Raw genomic sequence first — 15,272 nt, 5'->3', positions numbered from 1 at the left:
ACCCTAAATACATATAAGTTCAGAAATCAAGAAACATCCTGACATCAGGAACAGGAAATAAACCTGAATTAAGTTCATAAAATCAAGGGCAACCCGGTCAAACCCGACCGTGGTTGCCCTCTGTATTTCTATTGACTATGCACCTTGTTATATTTTAATTTTAAAGTTTGTGGAACCAATCTTAACTATATAAATACCTTTTTGTCCTATTGGAATTTCCCGGCTATCTCCCTTATATACCAATTTCCCAAGAGTGTCATATATCGAAACAATGCCAATCCCTTCAATATAGATGGTATCTCCTTTACTCCAGACTGAAATATTATCATTAGATATTTCATCTACAGATGAGCTCAAGTTGAAATGTATATTTGTAAAACGCCTCCAATCTGACAATACATATTCCTGATATTTTATCTCAGGCACATATAAAATAGCATTTTTATAAACCTTTTCACTAAAAGCATTCTCGTCAAGAAATGGAGGTGTATATGCTGAAACATGAACTTCTGTAATTTTATTGTCGGGAAAAGCTATCCCACATATAGAATCAATCCCTGATGGAATCCTTATAGAAATTTCATCTGTCTTTTCCATTAATTCAGAATCAAACATAGGTCCGTTTAATTTTGTAACCTCATAAGAGCCATTATAACCTGTCTTCTCCGGAATTGTCAATTCACCATTATTTTCCTCTATGTAATCTATAATTCTTGCAGGCAATGTCTCCACGGCTCGTGCCGTACGTTCCACGGCTAAACCTGTCACAGCAATCACATGTTTAAAAGTAGCCACTTCTTCGAACTCACGCACATCTGACAACTCAAGATATTCCTTCCACCAGTCACAGTTCGCGTGAGGATATGCTATTGCGACAGTATTGCTAAAATAATCCATGACTTCGCTTCGGAAATCATCCAATATTGCCTTTTCCCTTATAAGTCCTGCTGTATCATTTACTTCCATCAATTGCTGACACACGGCAGACATTTCATTAAATCTGTCGAAATACGGTATCCATTTGTCAACATTAAATATTTTTGCCTGATTTTTACACTCTGATAATATAACGTCATTCAGTTCCGGAATAATATAACTTCCCATCTCATCATATAATTCAGGAAGCATTCTCAGAATCTCTTCCTGACGGATAAAAACTGCATCAATTTCACTATGTAGATTGAAAAAAACATCCCCATACGAATCATAACAGTCCTGATTATTAAATTTATCAATTGAATCCTGTAGTTCTGTGATTGATTCGAGCAGAATACCGGCGCGATCCGCAAAATCAACTCTACTTTCAACATATATTTTGCTTTCCTCTCCCAAATTTTTGAGTTTCTGACGATATAGTTCCATAAATTTGGCATTCCATGTCTGGATACGCATATTATTAGAATCCACAGAGTCCTTTAGTGTATTAAAATATCCTTTAAAATCAGGCAATAGCTGTGGAGAAATCAGCGTTGCGGTTGATGTTTCAGGATATAACTTAAATACGAATCCTATTGTATCATTGAAATTATAATTACTTTCGTTCAACTGGAAAGTATACTCCCTTCCGTCAGCATTACTCACACACAACACTACAATAAAAGCACATAAAAAACTTTTCACTCTTTCCATGTTCTTAGTTATTATTTAAGGGTAATCTGTCCTCCGACCACCTGTATTAAAGATAAAAAAGCGCAGGACAATGTTCTGTTTATCATAACAGAGGCATCGCCAAACGCCCATCCAAAAATAAACAGTCCACTCCCACGCCTAATCGAATATCTATACCCGTAGTGGGGAGTTGACATACGACAAGCATGAACGTTGTCCGACTGCTTAATCCTTTTGGATAAAATTTTGGCGAAATTTCTGTTATAGGATAAAGCACGAAACGCTTCACAATATGAATATGCGATGGCTCTCTTGCCATCGCACTACAAAAGTATATAAAATTTTTTGTGTACCAAAAGTACGAAATAGAATTCTGTTATTAAAGTTTTAAATTATAAATAGTTGAGAATGTCAGATAGATGTTGGGAGGCGGTTTTGCCTGTAAGGGGGTGATGCCATGTAGGGTCAAGTTGTGCCAATGGCCGGAGGACGAAGTCGCGCATGTGCATGCGTGGGTGAGGCAATGTCAGGCTCGGGTGGTCAATGACCCAGTCGTTTATGGCAATAAGGTCGATGTCGATGGCGCGGTCGATATATCTTCCTTGTGCGTCGCGGTGTGGCGACGGGTCTATGCCACTCTGTATTTCCTGTATAACCATGAGCACATCAAGGGCAAATCTCTCTCTGGCAGATTTGTTTTCCGTGATGTCGCTCTTGTCCGCTATGTTATGTGGGATTTCTGTTGTTCGGAGCATCATTCCGATGTTGAGGAACGGATTGGGAGACTCGAATCCCCAAGGAGCAGTCTCGATGATGTCGGAGCATTTTATCTCCACGTCGGGGAAGGCAGATGAAACGGCGGCCACCGCACGCTCTATGAGAGCTTCACGGTGGCCGCTGTTTGAGCCGATATTTAAATGAATATCAATAGTTGTCATTGTTCAAGCCAATGAATTCAGGCTGACCGATAGGGTTGGGCGAGCAGTCTTAGAGGCTCTTCTTAACCTCGACTTCCTCGTAAGCTTCGATGAGGTCGCCTTCCTGAACGTCGTTGTAGCCTGCGATTGAAAGACCGCAGTCATAGCCTGAGGTGACTTCCTTGACATCGTCCTTCATGCGCTTGAGCGAACCGAGCTCGCCGGTGTAGCGAACGATGCCGTCGCGAATGAGACGCACTTTGCAGCCACGTTTGATGCGGCCTTCACGCACGATAGCGCCTGCGATAGTACCGACTTTCGAGATGCGGAATGTCTGGAGCACTTCGGCTGTACCGATGACTTCTTCTTTGATTTCGGGGGCGAGCATGCCTTCCATCGCGTCCTTGACTTCCTCGATGGCCTGATAGATGACCGAGTAGAGGCGGATTTCCACGCCGTCGCGTTCGGCGGCACGGCGTGCGGCCTGCGAGGGACGTACTTGGAAGCCGATGATGATGGCGTCGGATGCGGCTGCAAGTGTCACATCGCTTTCGGAAATAGCTCCGACAGCCTTGTGAAGCACATTGATTTTGACTTCCTCGGTGGATAGCTTGATGAGTGAGTCGGAAAGAGCTTCGATTGAGCCGTCCACGTCGCCTTTGACGATGATGTTGAGCTCATGGAAGTTGCCGATGGCACGACGACGTCCGATTTCTTCGAGGGTGGTACGCTTGGAGGTGCGCAGGCCGAGTTCGCGCTGAAGCTGTTCGCGTTTTGTTGCGATTTCGCGCGCTTCCTGCTCTGTCTCCATCACATTGAAGGTGTCGCCTGCGGTGGGCGCACCGTTCAGACCGAGGATAAGGGTCGGTTCGGCCGGGCCTGCTTCGGTGATACGCTGGTTACGTTCGTTGAACATAGCCTTTACGCGTCCGAAATGAGTACCTGCGAGGATGGTGTCGCCTACGCGGAGTGTGCCGTTCTGCACGAGCACTGTTGCCACATAGCCGCGTCCCTTGTCAAGCGACGACTCGATGATAGAGCCTGTGGCGCGACGGTTGGGGTTGGCCTTGAGGTCAAGGAGTTCGGCTTCGAGAAGCACCTTTTCCATAAGTTCTTCAACGCCTATACCCTTCTTGGCCGAAATGTCCTGCGACTGGTATTTTCCGCCCCATTCTTCAACGAGATAGTTCATCTGCGCAAGCTCCTCTTTAATCTTGTCGGGGTTGGCTGCGGGCTTGTCAATCTTGTTGATGGCGAAAACGATAGGAACACCGGCGGCTGAAGCGTGGTTGATAGCCTCAACGGTCTGTGGCATGACGTTGTCGTCGGCAGCCACGATGATGATACAGAGGTCGGTCACTTTCGCTCCTCGGGCACGCATGGCGGTGAATGCCTCGTGGCCCGGGGTGTCGAGGAATGTGATGTGACGGCCGTCGGAGAGCTTCACGTTATAAGCACCGATGTGCTGAGTGATACCTCCGGCCTCGCCTGCGATCACATTGGCGTTGCGGATATAGTCGAGAAGCGATGTCTTACCGTGGTCGACGTGACCCATGACGGTGACAATCGGCGGACGGGTGACGAGTTCATCCTCGTTGTCTTCTTCTTGATGAATGGCTTCAACCACTTCGGCTGAAACATATTCTGTCTGATAGCCGAATTCCTCGGCTACGATATTGATGGTTTCTGCGTCAAGACGCTGGTTGATTGAAACCATTACGCCGAGATTCATGCAGGTTGCGATGACATTGTTGATGGGCACATCCATCATGACGGCAAGGTCGTTTGCTGTAACGAATTCTGTCAGTTTGAGCACCTTGCTTTCAGCTGCAGCTTCGACGGCGGCCTCATGTGCGCGGTTGGCGAAAGCTTCGCGCTTCTCCTTGCGCCATTTTGCGCCTTTCTTCTGGCCCTTGTCCTTGGATGTCAGGCGTGCAAGGGTCTCGCGTACCTGCTTCTGTACGTCCTCTTCGTTGACTTCGGTGTGCACGGGGCGCTTGTTGCGTTCGCGGTTGCGGCCTCCGCGTTCGCCACGCTCGTTACCGCCACGGCCGTTGTTGTTTCCGCCGCCGTGGTTATTTCCACCGTTCTTGTTATTGTTGTTATTGCCGTTATTACCGTTACCACCTTCGCTGCCTTGATTTACGGTCTTTTCGATATCGACCTTACCACCGATGCGGCGACGTTTCTTGCGGTCACCGCCTTGCGAGGCATTTCCGCCGGCGTTCTGACCGTTCTTGTTCATGCGCTCGTTGCGGCGTTCCTCCTTCGATTTCTTTTTAGGACGGGTCGACTGGTTGAGCGCGGAGAGGTCGATGTGACCGACCACTTTTGGAGCGACCACCTGTGCGTCGGACTGATAACGGAACACTTCATCTTCCTGTTTTGCAGGAGCGGCTTCAGCCTTGGGAGTTTCCTTAACTGTTTCCTTCGCAGGTGCGGGAGCAGGTTTTTGCTGCACTTTCGGAGCTTCGGGCTTCGGTGCAGGTTTGACTTCCGTTTTTGGAGTTGTCTTAGGAGCTTCCGGCGTAGTCTCCTTTTTAGGAGTTTCCTTCACGACCGGGGTTTCCTTGACGGGTGCTTCTGCAGGTTTGACGACTTCTGCAGGCTTTTGGGCCTCGACCTTCGGGGCTTGGGGGTTCACTTCAGATTTAGGCATTTCAGCTTTCGGGATTTCCACTTTAGGAGCGTCTGTCTTGGGCATCTCAGGTTTGACGGATGTTTCAACTTTCACTTCCGGTTTTGACACCTCTGGTTTGGGGTCTTCCTTGACGGATGTTTTGGCCGGCGCAGGTGTGGCCGGCTGTTTTGTCGAAGCTTCCGCAGCCTTAGTGGCAGCAGGGGGTGTGGGGATTGGATTATTATGTTTGTCAAGCGTTATTTTGCCTACCACTTTCGGCCCTTGTATTTCGGAAGGGCCTTTCGCAGATGATGCCGGGGAGGCAGGTGTGTTAACCGGAGCTGAAGCAGACTTTTCCTTTTCTTTTTCCTGACGGATACGGTCTATGCGCTCGCGCTCCTTGCGGTCGGGCTGGAAAGCCTCGACAAGGATATCGTAGGCACTCTCATCCAGACGGGTGTTAGGATTCGAGGCATCAATTGAGATACCCTTCTTGTTCAACTGGTCAGCTAACGACTGTATAGTGACGTTGAACTCTTTGGCGGCTTGACTGATTTTTATTCTCGGCATATATGAGATGGGTGGTAATGTTTTAATTTGTTAAGAGGGGAGAGGAGTGTGGCAGGCAATCATTGTTGCCAGGGTTCAGTTCGTATGTCTTTTTCAGGCTTCGGGCTTCTCCTCGGCTGCGGAGTCTTCCTCGGGCGCTGATTCTTTGGCGCTGTCTTCGACGCTTGCTTCTTCGGCTGTTTCAGCGGGGGCAGGGGTTTGTGCAGGGGCAGCAGACGTGTCCTCGTCTTCAAATTCGGCACGGAGAATGCGGATGACATTGTCGACAGTGTCTTCTTCGAGGTCGGCGCGGTCGATGAGTTCCTGACGCGGAGTCTTGAGCACGCTTTTGGCTGTGATGCAGCCCATGTCTTTGAGCGCGTCGATAACCCAGCCGTCGATTTCGTCCTTGAATTCGTCGAGGTAGATGTCTTCGTCGATTTCTTCAGGGGTGTCGCGGTAAACGTCGATCACATAGCCTGTGAGCATGGATGCGAGTTTGATGTTGAGACCGCCCTTACCGATTGCGAGCGACACTTCTTCGGGGTGGAGGAACACTTCGGCCTTCTTTTCCTCTTCGTCGAGGTGGATGTTTGAAATCTTGGCAGGGCTGAGTGCTCGCTGGATGAAGAGCTGCGGGTTGGATGTATAGTTGATGACATCGATGTTCTCGTTGCGGAGCTCACGGACGATACCGTGGATACGTGAACCCTTGACACCCACGCATGCGCCTACGGGATCGATGCGGTCATCGAAGCTTTCGACTGCGATTTTTGCGCGTTCGCCCGGGATGCGGGCAACGGCGCGGATGCTGATAAGACCATCGACGATTTCGGGGACTTCGCGTTCGAAAAGTCGGCGGAGGAATGCCTCGTTGGTACGCGATACGGTGATTTTGGGATTGTTGTTCTTGTTGTCGACGTTGGCGATGACAGCAAGGACTGTCTCTCCCTTGCGGAAAAAGTCGCCGGGGATTGATTCGTTCTTAGGCAGAAGAAGTTCATTCTTCTCGTCGTCGAGCAGAAGTGTTTCGCGCGACCATGTCTGATATACCTCACCCGATACGAGCTCGCCTTCGAGTTCCTTGAATTTTGCATAGACAGCCTCTTTCTGGAGGTCGAGAATCTTGGACTGGAGTGTCTGGCGGAGGTTGAGGATGGCGCGGCGACCGAAGTCGGCAAAGAAGATTTCCTTTGTGTGCTCCTCGCCGATTTCCACATCGGGGTCGTCGTCGGCACGTGCGTCGGTCAGTGAAATCTGTAGGTTGGGGTTTGTCACCTCACCGTCGGGCACAACTTCAAGATTCTGGAAAATCTGCACGTCGCCCTTGTCGGGGTTCATGATGACATCAAGATTCTCGTCTGTGCCAAACATTTTGGCCAACACATTTCGAAACGACTCCTCCAGCACACTGATCATGGTGGTCTTGTCGATATTTTTCAGTTCCTTGAATTCGGCGAAACGCTCCACCATGTTGGGGGCTTCTTCTTTTCTTGCCATTATCTGTGGGATTATATATATTTAGTTGGAATGAATATTTTACTTGAAATTAATCACGTAGCACACCTGCTTTGCATCGGCATAGGGGATGACCGTAGGTTCGGCGACCATGACCGGACGCTTTGCTCCGGGTTCTTTGACCTTGCGGGTAATCTCGACTGTGAAGTCGTTGTCGCCTGCGGCTGTGAGGATGCCTTTGAGTTTCTTGCCGTCACGCGTGAGCACCTCGACTTCGTTTCCGATGTTCTTGTCATACTGACCCTTTACCTTGAATGGTGCGGTCAATGATGCAGAGCCGACTTCAAGGCTATAGTTCTCGTCTTGACGGTCGAGCTCTTCCTGAAGTTTACGATTGAGGTCCGCGCAAAAATCAAGGTCGACACCTGTCGGGCTGTCAAGCTCGATAACGATATCATTGGCTGTCGACACGGTGATATCGACCACAAAAGCATCGGTCACGGCTATCGCCTCGTCAACCAAGCGGCGAATTTCTGTTTTATCTATCATATATCTTAAGTGTCGTCTTAGAGTTTGTGTGTAATTTTCATACCGTCATACCCGACAATATAAAAATAAATTGGAGGAAGCTTGTGGCCTCCTCCGTGACTTTCTGAGTGCAAAATTAGTAAATTTTATAAATTCCTGCAAATCAAAGCCCTTAAACCAAAGGTGGATGAGAGTTTATTTAGCATTTTTTAACTCTGTGTGTGGCGTGTTGATTACAAATTTAACCCTGAGTCCCGACAAGGCCTCATTCCGGTCTGTAGATGAGGGTGCAGGCGTGGGCCGGATCGATGACGCGACGGGCTGTTGTGGCTATCATGGCGGTGGTGACGCGACGATAGGCCGGCACGATTTCGTTGATGTCCTCGCCGTGCATTTCGGCCATTGCCAGTGCTTGAGCCCGCTGCAGGTAGCTCAGCGACGAGAAGGTGAAGTCGCTTGCGAAACGGTTGATGGCTCTTTCAACCTCGTAGGGTGTGACTCCTCCCGGCCTGGCCTCGGTCAGATTGTATGACAGACGGTCGAGGCGTGATGCCTGATAGCACAGTTCGGATGCTTCGGACATCAGGCGCTCCACTGCCTTGCGGGCAGTTGCTTCCGATGGGTCTTCGAGATAGCCTTTGAGCATGAGCATTCCCGGCTCTTCGCTTCCGATGATAGAGGCGTCGGCCGAAGTGAAAAGGTCGCTACCGAGAAGCAGCCGCCTGTAGAACCGCGATGACCTTCCGGATGCCAGAATGTCGGTGATAAGGTCACACTCGATATAACCGGGCTGGCCGTAACCGGGCATAGGGTAGGCCACGACCACGCATGTCTGGGGGACATGGCCCCGAACTTCGAGCTCGCGTGGAGCATCGGGTAGCGGTTCGGGCTCGTAGGTGCGCGGTCTGACATCACGACGTGGTATAGAGTCGAACCAGCGTTCGACACCACGGCGCACTTGGTCGGGCGTGACGTTTCCGCTGATTGCGAGCACGGCATTGTTAGGCGCATAATGGCTATAGAAAAAGTCGCGGACATCGTCGCGCGTCACCTTTTCGATGTGGGCCGGCTCTTTGCCGATGGTCGGGACTGAATATGGGTGACTGCGGTAGACCAATGAGCGGAGTTTGTGGAATAAATCGCCGTATGGCCGGTTGAGGTGGGTCTGTTTGAATTCCTCGATGACGACATTGCGCTGCACTTCAAGCGATTTTTCAGAAAAGGCAAGTCCGAGCATGCGGTCACTTTCAAGCCATAGCAGGGTCTCGAAGTTTCTTGCCGGAGCGACATCATAGAAATTTGTGAAGTCATTTGAGGTCCATGCGTTGTTCATGCCACCTGCACGCTCGATTTCGGCATCGAAATCCGGAATGTTGGCAGAACCGCCGAACATAAGGTGCTCAAAAAGATGGGCCAGTCCGGTCATTGAAGGGTCTTCATCGCGCGAACCTACATTATAAAGCACATTTACAGCCACCATTGCAGTAGTGGGGTCGTAGTTGTGGACTACACGCAGACCGTTGGGAAGTGTGAAGCGATTAAAGTCAATCATGATATAATTATGCTAAAAGCGGGGTCAAAGTTATGAAAAATAAGCGAAAACACGGCAAAAAGAATAAAAAGTGTGGAATAAGAGCGTATTAAGCCGTTTTTTTAACAAATTTATTGCAAAATAATTTTTTTTGTCCGTATATTTGCAACATGAGTAATATGCTGTTGCTTATCACTTTGGTTAATAGCCCATATTCTCTATAACAATAACAAATTTAAACCCAAAATCACCGATGAAAACTCTCGTTGAACAACTCACTTCAAATTTTGAAGCTTTTGCAAAAGACGCTATGGCCCAAGTGGAAAACGGCAATAAGGCAGCAGGTGCTCGCGCACGCAAGACCTCTCTTGAAATCGAAAAGCTTCTGAAGCAGTTCCGCAAAGATTCAATTGCTGCGGGAAAATAAGATTGAAAAAATTAGTCATGTGCTGATAACTATCGGCACGAGACAAGGAATGCGACGACTAAGATTGCTTTTAATCAATCCTATGGTCGTCGCATTCTTTGTGTTTTGCCGTGAAAATGTCAATCAGCCTATTATTTCCTGAAGTATGGCTACGGCTGACTCCACGGTGTCGACATCGGAGATTGCGAACGAACGCTTTCCGTTACGTTCGCGTATCTGTACGCGTCGTGGATGGGCCGTGAGATAGCCGAGCATTTTGCCAAACATTTCAGACTGGTAGTATGCTTTGTTGCTTTCATCAACAAAGAAGGTGTACATCTTGCCCTGTTTAAGGGATACCTTTTCGATTCCGAGCCGTCGGGCAAGTCGTCGCAGGCGCGGAATGCGGAGGAGTTCGGCTGTAACGGCCGGTATAGCTCCGAAGCGGTCGGTCAGACGGGCCTTGAAGGCCTGAAGGTCAAGTTCGCGTTCGATTCCGTCGAGTTCCTGATAGAGCGAGATGCGTTCGCTTTCGGTGGGAACGTAGTCGGCCGGCAGGAGTAGCTCCATGTCGCTTTCGATTACGCAGTCGGCCACATAGTCGGTGGTCTCATCGTCGTCGAGGCGGTCGGCTTGCTCAAGATCGGAGAACTCTTCGGTACGCAGTTCGGTGACGGCTTCCTTAAGGATTTTCTGATAGGTCTCGTAGCCAAGGTCGGCGATGAATCCCGACTGCTCTGCGCCGAGAAGGTTGCCTGCGCCACGGATATCGAGATCCTGCATGGCGATGTGGATGCCGCTGCCGAGGTCGCTGAAGCTCTCTATGGCCTGCAGGCGTCGTCGGGCTACGGGCGAGAGCGGAATGTGGGGAGGCACGAGTAGGTAGCAGAACGCCTTGCGGTTGCTGCGCCCCACGCGTCCGCGCAGCTGATGGAGCTCGCTGAGACCGAAATTCTGCGCATTGTTGACAATTATGGTGTTGACATTGGGCATGTCGATGCCGCTCTCGATGATTGTGGTTGCAATGAGTACGTCATAATCATGGTTGGCGAAGTCGATGATTGCCTTCTCGAGCTTTTCAGGTGGCATCTGTCCGTGGGCAACGATTGTGCGTGCGTCGGGAATCAGGCGCTTCACCTGCGCTTCAAGTTCGTAGAGGCCTTCGATGCGGTTGTTAATCATGAACACCTGACCGTTGCGCGACAGTTCGAAGTTGACAGCTTCGGCTATTATGTCGTCGCTACCGGCACAGACCGAGGTGATGATGGGGTAGCGGTTGGCCGGAGGGGTGTTGAGCGAGGTAAGGTCGCGTGCACCCATGAGCGAGAATTGCAGTGTGCGCGGTATTGGTGTCGCACTCATGGTAAGGGTGTCGACACTAACTTTCATCTGTTTTAGTTTTTCCTTGACGGCAACCCCGAATTTCTGTTCCTCATCGACAATGAGCAGGCCGAGGTCCTTGAACTTGACTTCCTTCCCGATGAGTTTGTGTGTGCCTATGAGAATGTCTATTTTGCCGTCGGCGAGGTCCTTGACAATCTGCTTGACCTGTTTTGCAGTGCGGGCTCGCGATATGTAGTCGACACGCACCGGCAGGTCTTTAAGGCGCTCACGGAAGGTGTTGTAGTGCTGATAGGCGAGCACTGTCGTCGGGACGAGCACTGCGGTCTGTTTGCCGTCGACGGCAGCCTTGAAGGCGGCACGGATGGCAATTTCTGTTTTGCCGAACCCGACATCGCCACAGATAAGGCGGTCCATTGGCTTTTCGCTTTCCATATCGGCCTTTACTGCCTTGGTTGCAGTCAGCTGGTCGGGGGTATCTTCGTAGATGAATGAGGCCTCGAGTTCCTGCTGAAGATAGCTGTCGGGAGCAAAGGCGTGTCCTTTTTCTTCTTTTCGGGCGGCGTAGAGCTTGATGAGGTCGCGGGCTATGTCTTTGAGTTTTGATTTAGTGCGCTCCTTCATCTTGTTCCATGCGCCTGACCCGAGCTTGTTGATTTTGGGTGGCACACCTTCCTTGCCCCTGTATTTTGCCAGCTTGTGAAGTGCATGGATTGAGACGAATATTATGTCGTCGTTGGCATAGACGAGTTTTATCATTTCCTGTGTCTTGCCGTTGACATTGGTTCGCAGAAGCCCTGCGAACCGACCGACACCGTGGTCGACATGGACAATGAAGTCGCCCGGTTCAATGGCGCTCAGTTCTTTTAGCGAAAGGGCCAGCTTCCCTGAGCGTGCGCGGTCGCTTTTGAGTGTGTATTTATGGAAACGGTCAAAAATCTGATGGTCGGTAAAGACGCATTTTTTCAGCGAGTGGTCGGTGAATCCTTCATGGAGCGTGGAGATGACGGGCGTGAAGTCAATCTTATCGCCACGGTCCTCGAATATCACCTTCAGGCGTTCAATCTGCTTTTCGCTGTCGCTAAGGATATACAGTCGGTAGCCTTCACCGAGAAACTTTGAGAAGCTTTCGCTTATGAGCTCGAAATTTTTGTGATATATGGCCTGAGGGGAACATTTGAAATCAATGGCTGCTTTCGCTTCCGGGTCGGGCTGTGATGCGGCTGTGAAACGTAGTTGCGGGAAGGTTGCGAATTTCCGCTCGAAAATCTCTCCGTCGACAACCTGTTTCATTGCATTGGCGTCAGATTCACCGGCTACGATGGCGCTTTGCGACATTTCTTCGTTTCCGATGGCTTTGATGCGCTCGACCGTGAAGGCCGCATCGCGGACGACAAACAGCGTTGCAGGGTCAATGTATTCAAGAAGTGATTCGCCTGATGACTGAGAGGCTACGCCTGAGGTTATGGCTACCTCATCGATTTTGGTCTCTGATAGCTGGGTTTCGATGTTGAAGGCGCGTATTGAATCGATTTCATCTCCGAAAAAGTCAATTCGGAATGGAAGTTCGTGGCTATAGCCGAAGATGTCGAGGATTGAACCGCGTGCAGCGAATTGTCCGGGTTCGTATACGTAGTCGACCTCTATGAATCCGTTTTCACGTAGCCATTTTATAGTTTCAATGAGATCGACCTCGCTGTTCTTGCGCAGATGTAGAGTGTGTCTGTCGATTACTTCGCGACGCGCTACTTTTTCGGCTAATGCTTCGGGATAGGTGACGACATATAGGGGGGCGCGGTCGGAATGCCATAGGTTAAGGGCTTCGGTGCGTAGAATTTGTGAGGGAGGGTCGACTTGTCCGTACTTTATGTCGCGTTTGTAGCCTGACGGGAACATCACAACACCTGATTCTCCGACAAGGCGCGTAAGGTCGTGATAAATATAACCTGCATCGTCGAGAGAGTCACCGACCACAACTGTCGGCACATCGCGTTTCGGAAGCGCGCCAAGCATCATGGCGGGAGATGAACCGGCGAGATTGTAAACAGATATTATAGCAGCCTCGCCGCCGAGCGCCTTTGTTATGGCGTCCCGGCGGCGTGAGGTCATAAATTCATCGCTGAGTTGCTGAATGGTCATGAAATCACAAGATATGATTTTGTGTGTCTGAGGTAGATTTAACGTGTCGGCATTGCCGATAACCCTGATGGACTGTTTTTTGTCATTGCTTCTTGCCGAGGATTTCGTCAAATCGCGGAGTGGAGAGTATTTGGACAGCAGAGTCGACTGCTTCGTCATCGCGTAGCGAATATATTACTTCGCCGCGGTTGAAATAGTAGCGGCTCAGGATTTCTCGGGCTATATAGGGGGTGAGGTTTTTGCGGTTGAGGTCGAGGTCGCGTTTTAAGTCATGCTTGAGCATTGAGGCGAGTATGTCGAACTGGGCGGATGTGGAATCGTTCATGTAGCCTTCGACCTTGGCTATCTCGCGTAGCTGGTCGACAGCGTTTTCGCATACCTTGTCATAGTTGAACTTGGCAGGATCGATGAAGTTTTTAAATTCTTCATATATTTCGTCGGTAACCTCGAATGTCTCCGGCGAAGCGACGGTGTCATGCTCGGCGGCATACTTATTGGCAAAGTCAAAAGCCCAGTTGTCACGTACGACGTTGAATGTCATTCGGTTTACTTCGGGGTATTCAATCTTGATGTCCGGCGTTATGCCGCCTCCGTCGCGGACTTCGCGACCACCGGCGGTTTTAAACACGTTGGTGAGGCTGTCGGGGATTCGGGCTACAGAGCCGTCAGGGTTGCGGTGAGAGTAGTCGATAGCCTGTATAAGACGGCCCGATGGAATATAGTATTTAGCCACGGTGACTTTCAGGAGTCCGTCGTAAGGTAGTTCGCGGGTGCTCTGCACGAGTCCTTTGCCAAAAGAGCGGTTTCCGATGACCACGGCACGGTCAAGGTCTTGAAGAGCGCCTGTTACAATCTCGGATGCCGATGCGGAGTTGCCGTCGACAAGCACTGCCAATGGTATTTTAGTGTCAACAGGATTTACGCTTGTCCGATAGACTTTTTCGTTAAGAACGCCTTTTCCTCGGGTGGTTAGGACTGTCGTGCCTTTGGGAAGGAACATGCCGAGTATTTCAACGGCGCTTTCAACGAGTCCGCCTCCGTTTCCGCGAAGATCGAGGATGAGGCCTTTTGCTCCATCCTTGATGAGCTGTTCAACTCCGGCACGTACTTCCGGGTAGCTCTTTTCTGAGAATGTAGTAAGGCCGATGTATCCGATGCCGGGGCGTATCATACCGACATATGGAACTGAAGGCATCTGGATTTTGCCTCGTTTGAGCTCGAATTTGAGAATCGAGTCTTCCACCCATGGACGCTTCATCACGAGTTTTAGGGTAGAGCCGCTTTGCCCTTTCAGCTTTTCGCTCACCTTATCGGATGTCCAGCTGCTGACGGTGTCGCCGTCAATCTGAAGGAATATGTCGCCGGGACGCAGTCCTGCCTGCTGAGCGGGGCTTCCCTTATATGGTTCGACAACAATTACGCCCTTGGGGGTTTGCTGGATTACAGATCCGATGCCTCCATATTCTCCGGTGGTCATGGTGCGGAATTGGTCCTGCTCCTTGGCAGAAAAATATTCGGTATATGGGTCAATGTCATTCAACATCGCAGCGATAGCGGTATTGATTGACTTTTCGGCATCAATTGAATCGACATAAAAAGTCTGCAATTCCTTATACAGGGCATTAAAAATGTCGAGATTGCGCGAAATCTCGCTCTTTTTGCTCCGCGTGGCTGCAGAGGCAATCACACTTATGGCGACGAGCAGCGCGGCAAGGAGTGTTAGCTTTTTCATAGAAATCGTATGCTGAAGTGATAAAATCGTTGAAACGGAGACCAAAGTTAGTCAATAATTACAACAATTAAACTACCAAATAGTCAGATTTTTTCAAAAAAATGCAAGAAAAAATGTTTTTAGCATCATTTTTTCATTAAAAAGGTTGCACAATAAAAAAAAACAGCGTAATTTTGCAACGCAAAAACAAGAGGAATCCTCTCAAATTGCACTTCTCAACCTGAGGGTTGTAGAATTTACTGCTTCAGTAGCTCAGTTGGTTAGAGCACCTGACTGTTAATCAGGGGGTCGTTGGTTCAAGCCCATCCTGAAGCGCAAAATGAAAAGAATGAAAAAGGATGAAGCTTCATAGCTTCATCCTTTTTGTGCTTTGGAATTGAGGCGTTCTAAGCTCCTTCAAGGCTAAAGGAGGGGGCAGTAGAAAATCAGTGGGGATAAGCATA

At 49.6% G+C, this 15,272-nt stretch carries 9 protein-coding genes and 1 tRNA gene; 2 read left to right on the top strand and 8 right to left on the bottom strand.

Annotated elements, in window-relative coordinates; all coding sequences use genetic code 11:
* Positions 1–147 precede the first annotated feature (147 nt).
* The 6 genes from QZ311_RS05890 to QZ311_RS05865 form a co-directional block, all read right to left on the bottom strand.
* On the bottom strand, positions 148–1,629 hold the full coding sequence (locus QZ311_RS05890; RefSeq protein WP_297065342.1) for a hypothetical protein: 1,482 nt from the start codon (positions 1,627–1,629) through the stop codon (positions 148–150).
* A 371-nt stretch (positions 1,630–2,000) separates the two neighbouring features.
* Complete coding sequence (locus QZ311_RS05885; RefSeq protein WP_297065341.1) at positions 2,001–2,546, bottom strand: 2-amino-4-hydroxy-6-hydroxymethyldihydropteridine diphosphokinase; 546 nt, start codon at positions 2,544–2,546, stop codon at positions 2,001–2,003.
* Positions 2,547–2,595: 49 nt separating this feature from the next.
* Positions 2,596–5,715: a translation initiation factor IF-2 gene (gene infB, locus QZ311_RS05880; protein ID WP_297065340.1), complete on the bottom strand. Its 3,120-nt coding sequence runs from the start codon at positions 5,713–5,715 to the stop codon at positions 2,596–2,598.
* Between the two features lie 93 nt (positions 5,716–5,808).
* Positions 5,809–7,194, bottom strand: coding sequence for a transcription termination factor NusA (gene nusA, locus QZ311_RS05875; RefSeq protein ID WP_297065338.1), 1,386 nt, complete (start codon positions 7,192–7,194; stop codon positions 5,809–5,811).
* A gap of 39 nt (positions 7,195–7,233) precedes the next feature.
* Complete coding sequence (gene rimP / locus QZ311_RS05870) at positions 7,234–7,701, bottom strand: ribosome assembly cofactor RimP (RefSeq protein ID WP_297065335.1); 468 nt, start codon at positions 7,699–7,701, stop codon at positions 7,234–7,236.
* Between the two features lie 244 nt (positions 7,702–7,945).
* Positions 7,946–9,232 (bottom strand): pitrilysin family protein, encoded by a 1,287-nt coding sequence (locus QZ311_RS05865; RefSeq protein ID WP_297065333.1) that lies wholly within the window; start codon positions 9,230–9,232, stop codon positions 7,946–7,948.
* A 232-nt stretch (positions 9,233–9,464) separates the two neighbouring features.
* Between QZ311_RS05865 and QZ311_RS05860 the strand changes: the two genes are divergently transcribed.
* Complete coding sequence (locus QZ311_RS05860) at positions 9,465–9,638, top strand: histone H1 (RefSeq protein WP_297065330.1); 174 nt, start codon at positions 9,465–9,467, stop codon at positions 9,636–9,638.
* 123 nt (positions 9,639–9,761) lie between these two features.
* On the opposite strand, the gene mfd is transcribed toward QZ311_RS05860, so the two are convergent.
* Positions 9,762–13,067: a transcription-repair coupling factor gene (gene mfd, locus QZ311_RS05855; protein ID WP_297065498.1), complete on the bottom strand. Its 3,306-nt coding sequence runs from the start codon at positions 13,065–13,067 to the stop codon at positions 9,762–9,764.
* 112 nt (positions 13,068–13,179) lie between these two features.
* Positions 13,180–14,829 (bottom strand): S41 family peptidase, encoded by a 1,650-nt coding sequence (locus QZ311_RS05850; protein ID WP_297065327.1) that lies wholly within the window; start codon positions 14,827–14,829, stop codon positions 13,180–13,182.
* 241 nt (positions 14,830–15,070) lie between these two features.
* Here QZ311_RS05850 and QZ311_RS05845 point away from each other — a divergent pair.
* A tRNA-Asn gene (locus QZ311_RS05845) sits at positions 15,071–15,144 on the top strand.
* Positions 15,145–15,272: the final 128 nt, after the last annotated feature.

The sequence above is a fragment of the uncultured Duncaniella sp. genome (assembly GCF_910578445.1).
GTDB lineage: Bacteria > Bacteroidota > Bacteroidia > Bacteroidales > Muribaculaceae > Duncaniella.
Note: the sequence above shows the minus strand (reverse complement) of the source record. Positions and strands in the feature narration are given on the sequence as shown.